The sequence below is a fragment of the Candidatus Pelagibacter sp. PS_10_02 genome (genome assembly GCF_059418005.1).
This window is the reverse complement of the sequence record NZ_CM182076.1, coordinates 959,441-974,397: the sequence shown is the minus strand read 5'-3', so window position 1 is coordinate 974,397 and position 14,957 is coordinate 959,441. Positions and strand designations below refer to the sequence as shown.

At 29.9% G+C, this 14,957-nt stretch carries 19 protein-coding genes; 11 read left to right on the top strand and 8 right to left on the bottom strand.

What is annotated here, in order from left to right:
- The first annotated feature begins 32 nt into the window (after positions 1-32).
- Complete coding sequence (locus AC5SL1_RS05370; RefSeq protein WP_271516301.1) at positions 33-437, top strand: DUF2721 domain-containing protein; 405 nt, start codon at positions 33-35, stop codon at positions 435-437.
- Here AC5SL1_RS05370 and AC5SL1_RS05365 read toward each other — a convergent pair.
- From AC5SL1_RS05365 to AC5SL1_RS05355, 3 genes are read right to left on the bottom strand one after another with little or no spacing between them, the layout of a single operon-like run.
- Entirely contained in the window at positions 434-1,408 is a 975-nt protein-coding gene (locus AC5SL1_RS05365) for a quinone oxidoreductase family protein (RefSeq protein ID WP_494599365.1), read from the bottom strand. The two genes, AC5SL1_RS05370 and AC5SL1_RS05365, sit on opposite strands and share 4 nt — an antisense overlap.
- A complete protein-coding gene (locus AC5SL1_RS05360) occupies positions 1,408-2,247 on the bottom strand; it encodes a pirin family protein (RefSeq protein ID WP_494599364.1) in 840 nt (279 codons plus the stop codon). Before AC5SL1_RS05360 ends, AC5SL1_RS05365 begins: the two co-directional genes overlap by 1 nt.
- An 8-nt stretch (positions 2,248-2,255) precedes the next feature.
- Complete coding sequence (locus AC5SL1_RS05355; RefSeq protein ID WP_494599363.1) at positions 2,256-2,492, bottom strand: CDGSH iron-sulfur domain-containing protein; 237 nt, start codon at positions 2,490-2,492, stop codon at positions 2,256-2,258.
- 94 nt (positions 2,493-2,586) lie between these two features.
- Between AC5SL1_RS05355 and AC5SL1_RS05350 the strand changes: the two genes are divergently transcribed.
- On the top strand, positions 2,587-2,946 hold the full coding sequence (locus AC5SL1_RS05350; protein WP_271516308.1) for a winged helix-turn-helix transcriptional regulator: 360 nt from the start codon (positions 2,587-2,589) through the stop codon (positions 2,944-2,946).
- Here AC5SL1_RS05350 and AC5SL1_RS05345 read toward each other — a convergent pair.
- Positions 2,939-3,601, bottom strand: a complete 663-nt coding sequence (locus AC5SL1_RS05345; protein ID WP_494572938.1) for a haloacid dehalogenase type II — start codon at positions 3,599-3,601, stop codon at positions 2,939-2,941. The genes AC5SL1_RS05350 and AC5SL1_RS05345 overlap by 8 nt on opposite strands.
- Positions 3,602-3,618: 17 nt before the next feature.
- Here AC5SL1_RS05345 and AC5SL1_RS05340 point away from each other — a divergent pair, with 17 nt between their 5' ends.
- The 9 genes from AC5SL1_RS05340 (at position 3,619) to AC5SL1_RS05300 (ending at position 11,748) form a co-directional block, all read left to right on the top strand.
- Positions 3,619-4,320: an RsmE family RNA methyltransferase gene (locus AC5SL1_RS05340; RefSeq protein ID WP_494572937.1), complete on the top strand. Its 702-nt coding sequence runs from the start codon at positions 3,619-3,621 to the stop codon at positions 4,318-4,320.
- Positions 4,321-4,381: 61 nt separating this feature from the next.
- Entirely contained in the window at positions 4,382-5,197 is an 816-nt protein-coding gene (gene coxB / locus AC5SL1_RS05335; RefSeq protein WP_494586376.1) for a cytochrome c oxidase subunit II, read from the top strand.
- 2 nt (positions 5,198-5,199) lie between these two features.
- Positions 5,200-6,834 (top strand): cytochrome c oxidase subunit I, encoded by a 1,635-nt coding sequence (gene ctaD / locus AC5SL1_RS05330; protein ID WP_494572935.1) that lies wholly within the window; start codon positions 5,200-5,202, stop codon positions 6,832-6,834.
- A gap of 26 nt (positions 6,835-6,860) precedes the next feature.
- The gene (gene cyoE, locus AC5SL1_RS05325) at positions 6,861-7,772 is read left to right on the top strand and encodes a heme o synthase (RefSeq protein WP_494599362.1); all 912 of its coding nucleotides are present in this window, start codon (positions 6,861-6,863) and stop codon (positions 7,770-7,772) included.
- A 121-nt stretch (positions 7,773-7,893) separates the two neighbouring features.
- On the top strand, positions 7,894-8,430 hold the full coding sequence (locus AC5SL1_RS05320) for a cytochrome c oxidase assembly protein (protein WP_494572933.1): 537 nt from the start codon (positions 7,894-7,896) through the stop codon (positions 8,428-8,430).
- A 3-nt stretch (positions 8,431-8,433) separates the two neighbouring features.
- Positions 8,434-9,222 (top strand): cytochrome c oxidase subunit 3, encoded by a 789-nt coding sequence (locus AC5SL1_RS05315; RefSeq protein ID WP_494572932.1) that lies wholly within the window; start codon positions 8,434-8,436, stop codon positions 9,220-9,222.
- Between the two features lie 10 nt (positions 9,223-9,232).
- Positions 9,233-9,886, top strand: a complete 654-nt coding sequence (locus tag AC5SL1_RS05310; RefSeq protein ID WP_494599361.1) for an SURF1 family protein — start codon at positions 9,233-9,235, stop codon at positions 9,884-9,886.
- Positions 9,887-11,266 (top strand): threonine synthase, encoded by a 1,380-nt coding sequence (gene thrC / locus AC5SL1_RS05305; RefSeq protein ID WP_494572930.1) that lies wholly within the window; start codon positions 9,887-9,889, stop codon positions 11,264-11,266.
- Positions 11,263-11,748 (top strand): peroxiredoxin, encoded by a 486-nt coding sequence (locus AC5SL1_RS05300; protein WP_494572929.1) that lies wholly within the window; start codon positions 11,263-11,265, stop codon positions 11,746-11,748. Before thrC ends, AC5SL1_RS05300 begins: the two co-directional genes overlap by 4 nt.
- On the opposite strand, the gene rnhA is transcribed toward AC5SL1_RS05300, so the two are convergent.
- Genes rnhA through AC5SL1_RS05280 form a run of 4 tightly spaced genes read right to left on the bottom strand, consistent with a single transcriptional unit; the run spans position 11,740 to position 14,892 of the window.
- A complete protein-coding gene (gene rnhA / locus AC5SL1_RS05295; RefSeq protein WP_494599360.1) occupies positions 11,740-12,165 on the bottom strand; it encodes a ribonuclease HI in 426 nt (141 codons plus the stop codon). The two genes, AC5SL1_RS05300 and rnhA, sit on opposite strands and share 9 nt — an antisense overlap.
- Positions 12,165-13,133: a homoserine kinase gene (locus AC5SL1_RS05290; protein WP_494599359.1), complete on the bottom strand. Its 969-nt coding sequence runs from the start codon at positions 13,131-13,133 to the stop codon at positions 12,165-12,167. The genes rnhA and AC5SL1_RS05290 overlap by 1 nt, the downstream gene beginning before the upstream one ends.
- Entirely contained in the window at positions 13,134-14,078 is a 945-nt protein-coding gene (gene ispH, locus AC5SL1_RS05285; RefSeq protein WP_494599358.1) for a 4-hydroxy-3-methylbut-2-enyl diphosphate reductase, read from the bottom strand.
- Positions 14,068-14,892: a Brp/Blh family beta-carotene 15,15'-dioxygenase gene (locus AC5SL1_RS05280; RefSeq protein WP_494599357.1), complete on the bottom strand. Its 825-nt coding sequence runs from the start codon at positions 14,890-14,892 to the stop codon at positions 14,068-14,070. The genes ispH and AC5SL1_RS05280 overlap by 11 nt, the downstream gene beginning before the upstream one ends.
- Positions 14,893-14,957 lie beyond the last annotated feature (65 nt).

Below are 14,957 nucleotides of genomic sequence, written 5' to 3'. Positions count from 1 at the left end.
CAAAGGCTAGTTTCATAATCAAATTGATTCGTATGAATATAGATTACACAGTTACAGCATTGATGTTTCCAGCCATTCCTCTATTGATGAGTGTATATAGCAACAGATTTCACTCTTTGAGTAAGCTTATCAGACAGCTTCATGATGAACATGTGTATGAAAATCATATTCCTCCTGAGTGGAAAAAACAATTTATAAATTTAAATGGAAGAATTGTTCTTTTAAAGTGGACTATTATGTTTGCTGCATTTGGTTTCTTATTTAATATGCTAACTGTTTTTGCTCTTTACTTAAATGAGATTTTTGCTGCAAGAATAATCTTTGGGTCATGCTGTTTATCGATGATGATTTCAATTATTGTTTTTATGAGAGAAATTCAAGTATCAACAAATGCATTAAAATTGCATATGTCTGATATGGATGTTGATTTAGATTAATTAGGAATAATAACTGCAGGGCCAGTTAATAGTCTTGCTTCTAATTCTTCATGAGCCTTTTTTGCATCATCAAGAACATATTTTTTTGAAATTTCAACTTTAAATTTTCCAGATAAGATTGCATCAAAAACTTTTTTAGCAGACTCAACCAATTCTTCTCTCGTCATTGTGTAATGAGCAATTGAGGGACGAGTAAAAAATAATCCTTTAGCATTAATATGTTTTTTAACATCTATAGTATCAACATAACCTGATGCATTACCAAACGCGACCATCATACCTCTAACTTTTAAGGTTTCAATTGATCCATCAAATGTTTTTATTCCAACACCATCATAGACAACATCAACTCCATTTTTGCCAACAATTTTTTCTACTTCTTCAACAAAGTTTGTATCTGTATAATTAATCACATGGTGACAACCATTTTTTTTAGCAATCACTTCTTTTTCTTTAGAGCCAACGGTTCCAATAACTTTGGCTCCCAATGCATTAGCCCACTGACATAAAATTTGGCCAACACCGCCAGCAGCTGCGTGGTATAATACTTTGTCACCTTTTTTAATTGGATAAGCTCTGTGTAATAAATATTCTGCAGTAATCCCTTTAAGCATAATGCAAGATGCAATTTCATCTGAAATACCTTCTGGAACTAAAACTAGTTTTTCTTGGGGAAATAATTGTTTTTCTGAATAACTTCCAATTGGCATTGAAGAGTGAGCAACTCTATCACCAACTTTAAATAGATCAACTTCAGAGCCCACTTCTTCGATCACTCCACATGCCTCAAGACCAATTCCACTTGGTAAAGGAATAGGGTACAAACCTGTTCGGTGATAAACATCAATATAGTTAAGTCCAATTGATAAGTTTTTTATCAAAACTTCTTTTGGGCCTGGTTTTCCAATTTCAATATCTTTAACTTCTAAAACTTCAGGACCACCAAATTTTTCTATTTGAATTTTTTTCATTATTTTACAAAGGTATCATTATGATAATCTTGAACTGCTTGCAAGATCTCAGCTTTGGTATTCATTACAAATGGACCCCCTCTAGCAATAGGCTCACCAATTGGTTTTCCAGATATCAATAAAAACTTAGCTTTAGTTAAGCTAGAAACTTTTAATTTTTCACCTCTAGTAAGAATAATTAGAGTAGAGTCTTTGACAACATCATGTTCTTGATTGCCAACTTTAATTTCTCCTTCAATTAAATATATTAATGAATTGTGAGTTGAGGGAAGTTCAAAATTAAACTCTTTTCCTTTTTTAAGATCTACATCAAAATAAACAGGCTCAACATTATGACCTTTTACAGGTCCCACAGCATCCTCAAATTTTCCAGCAATTACTTTAACTGTTTTATCATCATCCTTGTGAGTACTCATTTTATCTGCATCAATGTAAATATACTCTGGCTTAGTCATTTTCAATTTAGCAGGCATATTTACCCACAATTGAAATCCATGAAGCTTACCTTCTTTCATTGCGGGCATTTCTGAATGAATGATGCCACTTCCAGTTTTCATCCACTGAACATCTCCAGCTGTCATTATTCCTTCGCCACCTGTACTGTCTTTATGTTCAAAGTCACCAGCCAGCATATACGTTACTGTTTCAATTCCTCTGTGAGGGTGGGGAGGGAAGCCTCCAATGTAATCATCTTTATTTTCAGAACCAAACTCATCCAACATTAAAAAAGGATCGTGGTAATCAATAAGGTGAGTACCAATACTTCTTTTTAATTTAACACCAGCACCATCTGATGCTGAAACTGGTTCTATTATCTTTTCAACTTCAATATTCGCCATTTTCTAAATTACTTATTATGAGAGCCATCACAAAGAGGCTGATTGTTTGTTGCTTTGCATGTACAAAAAAAAACTTTTTTTGTCTCTTCAGCTTTATAAGCTAGAGGAGTAAATTCAGAGCCTTTGTGAGAACCATCGCATAATGGTTGTTTTGAACTTTTTCCACAAGCACACCAATAATAAGATTTATCTTTTTCAACTTCTACTGCAATCGGTGCATCTCCTGCTTTATGTGCTTTTGTCATTATTAACCTTTCAATTTGATTGAACTGTATTTAATACTTTGTTATGAATAATGCAATAAGGCAATATAAACATACCAGTATATAAAATCATACAATGAAAAATTTAATAGATTGTCCAGCTGAAAGAGCCGTCTACTTTCTTGGAGGTAAATGGAAAATTAGGATCTTGTTTGGTTTACTACAAAGAAAAAAAATGAGATTTGGTGAGTTTAAAAAAGCATTAAAAACTATTACACAACAAATGTTATCTAAGCAGCTTAAAGAGTTAGAGGCTGATGGTATAATTAATAGAAAAGTTATTCAAATAATGCCCCCAAATGTTGAGTATTCACTTACTGAATTTGGTCTTTCAGTTATGCCTATTTTAAAATCTTTTTCTGAATGGAACAAAAAAAATACTCGAACTATTTCAGTAAAACTAAATAAGAATTTTGAAGAGAATAGAATTAAATAATATCAAGTAATTGTTTTAAGTTTTTAACTTCATCTTTAGGTTTATAATCAAGATTATCAAAAATATTATTATTTCTATTTACCCAAATAGAACTGTAACCATAATTTCCACCACCAGAAACATCCCAAGTGTTGGCACTTAAAAATGCAACTTCTTCTTTTTGTATTTTGTATTTTTTAATTGGCAAGTCATAAACTTTTGCGTCTGGTTTATAAATTCCAACTTCTTCAATTGAAAAAATATCATCAAATATATTATCTAGATTATTACTCTTAACTAATTCATTAAGAAGAGAGGGTGTTCCATTTGAAAGAATACCTAATTTATAATTTTTTTCTTTTAATCTTTTTAAAACCTCAGGTACCTCAGGAAAAGGTGAGAGAACCTTATAAAGATTTAATAATTCATTTCTCATTGATGAATCTATTTCGTAAGCCTTCATAGATTTATCCAAACTATCTTCGGTTACTTGCCAAAAGTCCTTATGTCTATTCATTAGACTTCTAAGCCAAGTGTATTCAAGTTGAGTAGTTCGCCAATAATTAGCAAAGCCTTCCCATTTATCACCAATTTTATCTTTACATTTTTCTGCAGCTGAATTGACATCAAATAAAGTGCCATATGCATCAAAAATTATTGCTTTAATATTTTTCATAATTTAACTTAATATTAATGAGTAATATTAGATTATTTTTTAAAGAAAGTTTATCACTTAATTTAACCGCTAAACTTAATAAATCACAATCTCACTACGTAAACAAAGTTATGAGGATTGAAGTTGGTGAAATTTTTTCATTATTTAATAGCAATGGAGAGTGGGAAGCAAAAATTTTAACTATTTCAAAAAGTATAGTTGAATTTAATATAACGAAACAATTAAGACAAAAAGAGACTTTAAATGAATTATGGTTAGCTTTTTCACCCATCAAATCAAACTATTTTAATTTTATGATTCAAAAAGCAACAGAACTTGGTGTCACAAAATTTCTTCCAATAATATTTGACAGAACAATTGTAAGAAAAATTAACAAAGATAGATTAGAAAAGATAATCATAGAAGCTGCTGAACAATCTAATCGTATTAACGTCCCTTTTGTTGAAGATCCTCAATCTTTGCAAAATTTTTTAAAGGAAAAAAAAATGGATTTAATATTTACAGATTTAAACTCTGAAAATAAAAAATTAAGATTAAATAAATTAACTCATAATCCAACGTGTGTAATTATTGGTCCAGAAGGAGATTTTTCTGAAGAGGAAAGGAAGGAGATTCTCGGTTTTGATGGGGTTCAGCCAATTAAGATAAATGACAATATACTTAGGTCAGAAACTGCTGTAATTTCAGCGTTATCAATTGTTAATTATGCAATTAATTGATATTTTGTCGCGAAAACTAAAGTGTAATTTTTTTAAAGACACTTTATATAGTGTGTAACAAATGAAAAAATTTTTAATAACAATTATAGCTACAATGTTAATGACTAGTGCTTGGGCGGATCAGCCTAAAAACTGGCAACTAGGCTTTCAAGATTCAGCTTCTCAAAGTATGACTGAGATTGTTAGTTTTCATAACAATATTCTTCTTCCTGTAATTATTGCTATAAGTGTTTTTGTTTTATTCCTAATGATTTACGTTTGTATAAGGTTTAGAGCGTCAAACAATCCTAACCCATCAAAAACTACTCATAATGTTGCTGTGGAAGTTTTATGGACATTAATTCCATGTTTAATTTTAATAGTGATGGCTGTTCCATCATTTAAAATTTTATATAAACAAGATACGATTCCAAAAGCTGACCTAACAATTAAAGCTGTAGGTTACCAGTGGTACTGGGGATATGAGTACCCTGATGAAAATATTATTTTTGAATCATATATGATCAAAGATGAAGACTTAAAAGAAAACCAACCAAGATTACTAACTGTTGATAATGAAGTTATCGTTCCAGTTAATAAAGTGGTTAAAGTTTTAATTACAGCTAATGATGTTTTGCATGCTTGGGCATTACCATCATTTGGGGTTAAGAGAGATGCTGTTCCTGGAAGAATAAATGAAACTTGGTTTAAAGCTGAAAAAGTTGGAACGTACTACGGTCAATGTTCTGAACTTTGTGGAATAGAGCATGCTTTTATGCCTATTACAGTAAAAGTTGTGACAGATGAAGAATATGCGATATGGTTAACAGAGGCAAAAATGAAATTTGCTAAAGAGCCAATTACAGAAAATGAATATAAAAAAATAGCGAGTAAATAATAATGTACACACAAACAGCATCACACGACGATCACCACACGCCAACAGGTTGGAAACGTTGGGCTTACTCAACTAACCACAAAGACATTGGTACAATGTATTTAATTTTTGCAATTGTTGCAGGAATTATTGGTACAGCTTTTTCAGTATTAATGAGAATTGAATTGATGCATCCTGGTGATGGAATTTTAGGTGGCAACTATCACCTATACAATGTGTTGGTTACAGGCCATGGATTAATAATGATTTTCTTTATGGTAATGCCTGCAATGATTGGGGGATTTGGTAATTGGTTTGTTCCAATTATGATTGGTGCACCTGATATGGCTTTTCCTAGAATGAATAATATTTCATTTTGGTTATTACCAGCTTCATTTATTTTATTATTACTTTCAATTTTTGTAGATGGCCCTCCAGGTCAACAAGGTGTTGGTGGAGGATGGACTTTATATCCGCCTTTATCATCTAAAGCTGGACAACCAGGACCTGCAATGGATTTTGCTATTTTAAGTTTACACTTAGCTGGGGCTTCTTCAATTTTAGGAGCAGTTAACTTTATTACAACAATTTTAAATATGAGAACACCAGGTATGACTTTGCATAAAATGCCATTATTTGCTTGGTCGGTTTTAGTTACTGCATTTTTATTGTTATTATCACTTCCTGTTTTAGCAGGTGCAATAACAATGCTTTTAACGGATAGAAATTTTGGAACTGCATTTTTTGATGCTCAAACTGGAGGAGATCCAGTTTTATACCAACATTTATTTTGGTTCTTTGGTCACCCTGAAGTTTATATTTTAATTTTACCTGGCTTTGGAATGATTAGTCATATCGTTTCAACATTTTCTAAAAAACCTGTATTTGGATATTTAGGAATGGCTTATGCGATGGTTTCAATTGGTGTTGTTGGGTTTGTTGTTTGGGCTCACCACATGTACACAGTAGGTTTAAGCACAGATACTAAAGCATATTTTTTAGCTGCAACAATGATTATTGCGGTCCCAACTGGGATAAAAATATTTTCATGGATTGCAACAATGTGGGGTGGATCAATTTCATTTAAAACTCCCATGATGTGGGCATTAGGTTTTATATTTTTATTTACGGTAGGTGGTGTAACAGGTGTTGTTCTTGCAAATGCAGGTGTTGATACTGCAATGCATGATACTTATTATGTAGTTGCTCACTTTCATTATGTATTATCTTTAGGTGCGGTATTTGCAATCTTTGCGGGATTTTATTATTGGTTTGGTAAAATGTCTGGGTATGAGTATTCAGAATGGATGGGGCAATTACATTTTTGGTTAACATTCATTGGAGTGAACTTAGTATTTTTTCCTCAACATTTTTTAGGTTTAGCTGGAATGCCAAGAAGATATGCTGATTATCCAGATGCATTTGCAGGTTGGAATTACGTATCCTCTGTAGGTTCTTATATTGCAGTTGTAGGCTTGCTAGTATTTTTTGTTAACTTAATTTATTCTTTTTCAAAGAAAAAAGCTGCAGCTCAAAACCCTTGGGGAGAAGGTGCAACAACTTTGGAATGGACAGTTCCATCACCACCTAATTTCCACACTTTTGAAGAGTTACCAAAGTTTGAAGATATTGATGGTGTCGAAAAATCTACTAGTTAGTAAAACTATAATTTTTTTGAATATTAATGATTAATTCTAAATTAAAAAATAGAAATTTAAGACAAGCAGAAATTTTTAGTTTTTCTGAATTACTTAAATTAATGAAACCAAGAGTTATGTCTTTGGTCATTTTTACTTGTGCTGTTGGACTTTTAATGGCGCCTGTTACAGTACCAACTCTAGACGCAATGATTGCAATTTTCATTGTTTCAGTTGGGGCGGGAGCAGCTGGTGCATTAAATATGTGGTACGAATCTGACCTTGATGCGTTAATGACTCGAACTTGTTTAAGACCAATTCCAATGGGTAAAGTGAATAAAAAACAAGCCTTAATTTTTGGAATTTTGCTATCATTTTTTTCTGTAGTTGCACTAGACTATTATGCAAATACTCTATCAGCAGTTCTACTACTTTTTACAATTTTGTTTTATGTTTTCATTTATACAATTTGGTTAAAAAGAAAAACTCCACAAAATATTGTTATAGGAGGAGCAGCAGGAGCTTTACCTCCAGTAATAGGCTGGACTATTGCAACCAATTCGCTTTCTTTAGAAGCATTAACTTTCTTTTTAATTATATTTTTTTGGACACCATCACATTTTTGGGCATTAAGTCTTTATAAGTCAGATGATTATAAAAAAGCTAAAATACCAATGTTACCATTAACTAATGGTATTGAGGCTACAAAAATAAATATTCTTGTTTATTCACTGTTAATGATGCCAATGGTTGTTTTACCATATGCAATTGATTTTGTTGGACTAATATTTTTAATACCTGCTTTAGCTTTAACGCTTTATTACAATCTTTTATGTTTTCAACTTTATAAATTCAAAAAAAATAAATTTAACCCTAAGAAAGCTAAAACAATATTTGGATACTCAATTTTATATTTATTTTTGATATTCGTTATTTTTTTAATAGATAAAATATTATGATGATACCTGATAAAAAAACTAAGCGAAAAAATATTTTAACAGCAGTTGCAATATTAGCATTTATGATTTTTTTATTTTTTTTTACTCTCTATAATACGGGTGTTTTTGATAGACAAATATAATGCAAAATAAAACACTTACACCAATTCTATTAGCAGGAATATTTTTTCTAATGTTAGGATTATCTTTTGCTGCAGTTCCTTTGTATGATTTATTTTGTAAAGTAACAGGCTTTGGCGGTACCACCCAGGTATCAAGACAGGCTCCTGAGTTAGTTTTAGATCAAAAAGTAAGTGTTAGATTTGATACCAATGTTAATAAACTTCCGTGGAACTTTAAAGCCAAGACAAATGTTATGGATGTAAAAATTGGTCAAGTAAATAGTATAGAATTTGAAGTTGAGAACTATGGAAATGAGACAACCTATGGTGTTGCAAGCTTTAATGTTTCACCATCAACATTTGGGAAGTATTATAGTAAATTAGGTTGTTTTTGCTTTGAAAAACAAGAGTTAAAACCAGGGGAAAAGGCTATATACATAATGACTTTTTATTTGGATCCAGAAATGGTAAATGATCCTGGTACTAAAAATATTAAAGATGTAACTATGTCCTATACTTTTTTCTCATCAGATTACTATAAACAGCCTCAAATATAAAATATGTCTGCAGAAAAAAAACATGATTATCATTTAGTAGATCCAAGCCCTTGGCCTATTTATGTATCTTTCTCTTGTTTAGTTCTAGCCATAGGTTCGGTTTATTATTTACACAACGAAGTATCTTGGGGAATGTACCTTGGTTTAGCTTTACTTTTATATGGAGCATACATGTGGTTTAGAGATGTTGTTATCGAGGCAGAACATCAAGGTCATCATACTCCAGTTGTACAAATTCACCATAGATATGGAATGACACTATTCATAGCGTCTGAAGTAATGTTTTTTGTTGCATGGTTTTGGGCTTATTTTGATATAAGTTTATTCCCCAATGAATTTGTAGGAAGTGTTTGGCCACCTCAAGATATAGAAACACTTGATGCTTGGGATCTTCCATTAATTAATACACTTATTCTACTATTATCCGGAACAACAGTAACTTGGTCACACCATTCATTGATTGAAGGTGATAGAAAAGGTTTTATTCAAGGATTAATTTTTACAGTTATCTTAGGGTTTAGCTTCACGTTACTTCAAGCATATGAGTATAGTCATGCAGCCTTTAATTTTTCAGGACACATTTATGGATCAGTATTTTATATGGCAACTGGATTTCATGGATTTCATGTCATCATAGGAACTATATTTTTAGCTGTATGCCTTTGGAGAGGTAAATTAGGTCATTTTAATAAAGACCATCATTTTGGGTTTGAAGCAGCTGCATGGTATTGGCACTTTGTTGATGTTGTTTGGTTGTTTTTATTTGCAGCTATTTATGTTTGGGGAAGTTAGTTTCTAGCCTTTGAGATATAAATTTTTATTTTCTATTTTTGTTTTTTTCTTCATATCTGTATTTGTAGCTTTAGGAAGTTGGCAAATTGTTAGACTTAATTGGAAGTTAGAATTAATTAATCAAATAGAAACATCCCTTAAGGATACTCCGGTTGATTTATCAAGCAGTAAACACACAAACTATCTTAGAATTAAAACTAGTGGTTTGATTGATTTTGAAAAACAAATCTATCTTTATAATTTAGATGAAAAAGGTAAACCAGGATTTGAAGTTATTAGTCCATTAACAGTTGAGAATAGAAACTATTTACTAAATAGAGGGTGGATACCTTTTGATAAAAAAAATGATCAAACAATAAATCTTATAGACTCTAGTAATATTAATGGAATTTTAAAAAAGCAAACAAAGTCTAACATGTTCAAGCCAGAAAATGACATCCCAAATAATTATTGGTTTACTTTAAACAGAAAGGATGTTTTTAAATATACTGGGAAAAATTTTTCTCCTTATATAATTTATCTTTCTGGACAAAATGATCTTCCTAAAACAAAATCAATTACTGCAAACATTTCAAATAATCATAAAAAATATGCACTAACTTGGTTTTCATTAGCGATTTCGATTCTTTTAATATATTTATATTTAAGAAAAAAAAATTATTAGATGAAGTATATAAGCACTAGAAATAATTCAAAAGAGCATAGTTTTGAAGAAGTATTTATAAAAGGATTAGCTGACGATGGTGGACTATTTATTCCAAAGGAGATTAAAAAGTATACTCAAGAAGAATTAAATTCATTAAGTGAATTGAGCTACCAGGATTTGGCTAAAAAGATTATCTATCCCTTTATAGGTGATTTTATGTCTGAGTCTGAGTTGTCTTTGATCATAGATAAATCATATTCAACTTTTCGAAAAAAAAATGTTGTTGATTTAATAAAACTTGGTGACACAAAAGTTTTAGAGCTATTTCATGGTCCAACACTTGCTTTTAAAGATGTTGCAATGCAGTTGCTTGGAAATTTTTATGAATTTTATTTAAGCAAAAATAGTAAAAATATAAATATTATTGTTGCAACATCAGGAGATACTGGTGCTGCGGCCATAGATGCAATTAAGGGTAAAAAAAATGTAAATATATTTGTCCTTCACCCTCATAATAAAGTTTCACCCGTTCAAAGAAAAATAATGTCCACTGTTAAAGAGAATAACGTCTTTAATATTGCCATAGAAGGAAACTTCGATGATTGTCAAAATTTAGTTAAAGCGATGTTTGCAGATAAGGATTTTTCAAACTCGATTAATATGTCGGGAGTTAATTCTATAAATTGGGCAAGAATAATTGCCCAAGCTGTTTATTATTTTTATACTTACTTCTTAATTAAAGATAAAAAATCAATTAATTTTTCAGTTCCCACAGGAAATTTTGGTGATGTATATGCTGGCTACTTATCAAAAAAGATGGGTCTTCCAATAAATAAATTAATAGTTGCAACGAATAAAAACGATATTTTACATAGAGCAATATCAACTGGAAAATATGAGGTTGAAACAGTTTTCGAAACTAATTCACCAAGTATGGATATTCAAGTTGCCAGTAATTTTGAAAGATTAATTTATGATTTGAATGATTTTGATGACATAGAAACTAAAGATGTAATGATTAAGATAAAAGATGAAGGAAAGTATATCTTTGCAAAAAATAGATTAGAAAAAATTAGAAAGGATTTTCTCTCTGAAAGTATGAATGAAGAGGAAGTAATAGAAACGATAAGAAATATCTATAATAAATATAAAGTAATATTAGATCCTCATACAGCGATAGGTCTTGGCGCTTTAAATAAAATAAATATAGAGGGAGATAATATTGTTTTAGCAACGGCACATCCTTGTAAATTTCCAGATGCTATAGATAAATCAATTTCAATAAAGCCAAGCCTACCCAGTGAATTACAATATATTATGGATAAAAAAGAGTATTACGATATAGTTCCTAATAACGTAAGTAAAACCAAACAATACATTAAGGACAAATTAAAATGAAGTTGAGAGAAAATGAAAATATTCCTAGTGCTGATTTTTTTATCTTAGAGAATGGAAATCCTATAAAAAAAAATACATTAGAATTTTTTAAGGATAAAAAAATAGTTTTATTTGGACTTCCTGGTGCATATACTTCAGTTTGTTCAGCCAAGCATTTACCTAGCTATGTTGAAAGTTATGAGCAATATAAAGCTAAAGGCATCGACCATATTGCTTGTATTTCAGTTAACGATCCTTTCGTAATGGATGCATGGGGAAAAAGCCAAAATGTTGGTGACAAAATTATAATGATGGCAGACCCAATGTTAGATTTTACCAGAGCTATTGGTGCAGATATTGATAAGAGTGCTAGAGGCCTAGGTATTCGATCGAATAGATATACAATGTTAGTAGATAATCTTAAGGTCATTAAAGTACAAGAAGAAAAAGATACAGGTGCTTGTGAAATTTCAGCAGGTCAAAATTTTTTAACTTTAATTTAGTTCAGCAGCTTTTTTAGCTAATAAATCAACTTCTTCATTTAAGGCATTGCCAGCATGAGCCTTAACCCAGATCCATTTTATTTTATACGATTTAGTTAATTCATAAAGTTGCATCCATAACTCTTTATTTTTAACCGGCTCTTTCTTAGAAGTTTGCCAATTATTTTTGATCCATTTATGGATCCATTCAGTAATACCTAACCTTACATATTGTGAGTCAGTATAAATTTCGATTTCGTTATTTTTGTCAATTTCTTGAAGCGCCATGATTGGAGCCATCAGCTCCATTTTATTATTAGTAGTATCTTTAACACTTCCACTAATTTTTTTAATTGTCTCATTATCATTTATAATTGCAGCCCAACCTCCATTTCCAGGATTATTTAAACAGGAGCCATCTGTATAGATTTTGATCATTATTTATAATAATCTTTGTAGTCCGTAAGATTGTTGTGAATAATTAATTTTTGTAAATATTCTCTAGGATCCTTAATCTTAATTAATGCATTATTTGGTGTATTAAAAAAATCATAAATTCTTGTTAAAAGATATCTCAAGGCAGCGCCTCTGCACATTAAATTAAGTGACTGCTTTTCTTTTTTTGACAGAGATCTTATTGCTTCATATCCATTAATTAAATTTTTTATCTTTTTATTATTCATTACAAAATTATCTTTCTTTTTATCAAAACATAATGCATTTATACAAATTGCAATTTCATAAATAAAATAATCATTAGAAGAAAAATAAAAATCAATGAATCCTGAAAATTTATTTTTTTTAAAAAAAATATTATCTATAAATAAATCTCCGTGAATAATTCCCTGGGGTAAGTTTTTGGGCCAATGTTTCAGTATATCTTTAAAACATAGATTTAGAGTTTTCTTAAGGTTAGGTAAAAATTTATAGGATTTAAAATTAATACTCTTCATTAAGCCACCAAGCTTATTAATTGACATGGAATTCTGTCTACTTAACTTTAGTTTAGATGTAACAGTATGAAATTTTGCAATATTTTTTCCAATATCAAAACAATTTTTGTAGTTAAGATTCGTTTTATCTTTGCCTTCTAAAAAGGTTACAATACAGGCAGATTTTTTTTTAATTTTACTTATATGGGAACCTTTTTTAGTACGTAATGGCTTTGGACATGCAATTTTTTTTTTATTAAGCTCTTCCATCAATTTCATAAAAAATGGTAAATCTTTTTTTTGAACTCTCTTTTCAAAAATTGTCAGGATAAATTTATTTTTTTTTGTTTTAAGTAAATAATTGGTATTTTCTATTCCTTTTTTAATACCTTGAAATTTTTTAACTTCATTTATTTGATAATCATTAACCAATGAAGAGACATCTTTTTTTGAAATCTTTGTATATACAGCCATCTAATTAAGTTTGCCAGGAACTTTAAAAACAATATTTTCTTTTATAATTTCAACAACCTCAATCTTTACTTTATATTTACTTTTAATTTGATCAATAAAGTTTTCAACTAAAACTTCAGGGGCAGATGCTCCTGATGAAATACCAATTGTTTTACAATTTTTCAATTTATCAAATGGGATGGTGCTTTCAGAATGTATTAGTTCAGAATGTGGGCAACCAGCTTGTTCTGCAACTTCAACTAGTCTTACAGAATTTGAGGAATTTCTACTTCCAAGGACAAAAAACATATCGCACTTTTTTGCAATATTCTTAACTGCTGCTTGACGATTAGTTGTTGCATAACAAATGTCCTCTTTAAATGGCTCTTTTATTTCTGGGAATTTTTTTTTAAGAGCTTTAATTATTCCTTTAGTGTCATCAATAGAGAGAGTTGTTTGAGTTACATAAGCAATTTTTTTATTCCCATCCAATTCATAGGCCTCAACATCATGCTCATCTTGTATTAAATCAATTGTTCCATTTGGTAGCTGACCCATAGTACCAATAACTTCTGGATGGTTATTGTGCCCAATAAGAACTATATGATAACCAGCTTTATGTAGATTTTCAGCTTCTCTATGAACTTTAGAAACAAGTGGACATGTAGCATCAATATATTCCATTTTGTAATCATTAGCTTGTGTAGGTACCGATTTTGGAACCCCATGTGCTGAAAATATTACTGGTCTGCTTTTATCTTGAATTTCATCAAGCTCTTCAACAAAAATTGCCCCTATGGCTTTAAGGCTATCTACAACATATTTATTATGAACTATTTCATGACGAACATAAACTGGTGCGCCATATTTATTTATACTTTTTTTTACAATTTCTATGGCTCTTTCTACTCCTGCGCAAAATCCGCGTGGAGCAGATAGCAAAATTTTTATCTCTTTATTTTTCATTTTTTTCTAAAAGGTATTCGAGCAATATATGTGGAAAGGTCAAAGACGCCAAACCAATAAATATAGTTTTAAATATAGCATCATTGATAGGATAATAATTTGTAAGAAAATATAGGCTTATAATATAAAATATTGCAGTTAATATTGTTAGTGGCATAGCTTTTTTCATAAATTTAAGACTTCCACTTTTGAAATCAATATTATCTATTTCATTTATTAATGAAATGGAGTGTCTAAAAGAATGTAAAAAACAAAAATAAACTGTAAATGCAACCAAAGGTGAAAAAAAATAGTTTAAGATTAATATCGAAATAAAGTCAAAAAAAATTAGAATATTAAGTATTTTAAAATCCCTGCTAAATAAGTAAATATGAACAATCAGAGTAATCAAAAATATATAAAAAATTAGATTATTAGTTTCAATAAAACTGAATATTAGATAAAAATTTTCATTTTCAACTAATAGCAATTTAAAAATATTGACTGTTTCGGTAAAGTGAAACATTAGAGGTGCTATAATCACAAGTAAACCTTTAAAAAAATAAAAAATAATATCTTTATTCGATTTTTTTTGTATCAAAAAATCTGTATCTTCTTTTCCAAAATGGTAAGCAGCCACAATCAAGAATACAACCAAAGATAATGTGGGAATAGAAAGCCAAAAAATAATTATGATAATAGCAATCAGTAAATACAGTAAGTAAAAAATAGAATTATTTTTAATTTTATAAAAATTTAGAAGCCTTTTTCCTTTTTGGTTATCTACTGCACCATGAGAAATACCAATTGAAAGTATAAGAAATAAACAAATCATAGGAGATATATATAAATTTTGAAACTGGTTAAAAATGATTGAAAATATACTAGTAAAAATAAAAA

Bases quoted from the DNA above. Each gene is read 5' to 3' on its own strand.
- AC5SL1_RS05370 (WP_271516301.1), top strand. From the start codon at position 33: ATGAATATAGATTACACAGTTACAGCATTGATGTTTCCAGCCATTCCT.
- AC5SL1_RS05365 (WP_494599365.1), bottom strand. From the start codon at position 1,408: ATGAAAAAAATTCAAATAGAAAAATTTGGTGGTCCTGAAGTTTTAGAA.
- AC5SL1_RS05360 (WP_494599364.1), bottom strand. From the start codon at position 2,247: ATGGCGAATATTGAAGTTGAAAAGATAATAGAACCAGTTTCAGCATCA.
- AC5SL1_RS05355 (WP_494599363.1), bottom strand. From the start codon at position 2,492: ATGACAAAAGCACATAAAGCAGGAGATGCACCGATTGCAGTAGAAGTT.
- AC5SL1_RS05350 (WP_271516308.1), top strand. From the start codon at position 2,587: ATGAAAAATTTAATAGATTGTCCAGCTGAAAGAGCCGTCTACTTTCTT.
- AC5SL1_RS05345 (WP_494572938.1), bottom strand. From the start codon at position 3,601: ATGAAAAATATTAAAGCAATAATTTTTGATGCATATGGCACTTTATTT.
- AC5SL1_RS05340 (WP_494572937.1), top strand. From the start codon at position 3,619: ATGAGTAATATTAGATTATTTTTTAAAGAAAGTTTATCACTTAATTTA.
- coxB (WP_494586376.1), top strand. From the start codon at position 4,382: ATGAAAAAATTTTTAATAACAATTATAGCTACAATGTTAATGACTAGT.
- ctaD (WP_494572935.1), top strand. From the start codon at position 5,200: ATGTACACACAAACAGCATCACACGACGATCACCACACGCCAACAGGT.
- cyoE (WP_494599362.1), top strand. From the start codon at position 6,861: ATGATTAATTCTAAATTAAAAAATAGAAATTTAAGACAAGCAGAAATT.
- AC5SL1_RS05320 (WP_494572933.1), top strand. From the start codon at position 7,894: ATGCAAAATAAAACACTTACACCAATTCTATTAGCAGGAATATTTTTT.
- AC5SL1_RS05315 (WP_494572932.1), top strand. From the start codon at position 8,434: ATGTCTGCAGAAAAAAAACATGATTATCATTTAGTAGATCCAAGCCCT.
- thrC (WP_494572930.1), top strand. From the start codon at position 9,887: ATGAAGTATATAAGCACTAGAAATAATTCAAAAGAGCATAGTTTTGAA.
- AC5SL1_RS05300 (WP_494572929.1), top strand. From the start codon at position 11,263: ATGAAGTTGAGAGAAAATGAAAATATTCCTAGTGCTGATTTTTTTATC.
- rnhA (WP_494599360.1), bottom strand. From the start codon at position 12,165: ATGATCAAAATCTATACAGATGGCTCCTGTTTAAATAATCCTGGAAAT.
- AC5SL1_RS05290 (WP_494599359.1), bottom strand. From the start codon at position 13,133: ATGGCTGTATATACAAAGATTTCAAAAAAAGATGTCTCTTCATTGGTT.
- ispH (WP_494599358.1), bottom strand. From the start codon at position 14,078: ATGAAAAATAAAGAGATAAAAATTTTGCTATCTGCTCCACGCGGATTT.
- AC5SL1_RS05280 (WP_494599357.1), bottom strand. From the start codon at position 14,892: ATGATTTGTTTATTTCTTATACTTTCAATTGGTATTTCTCATGGTGCA.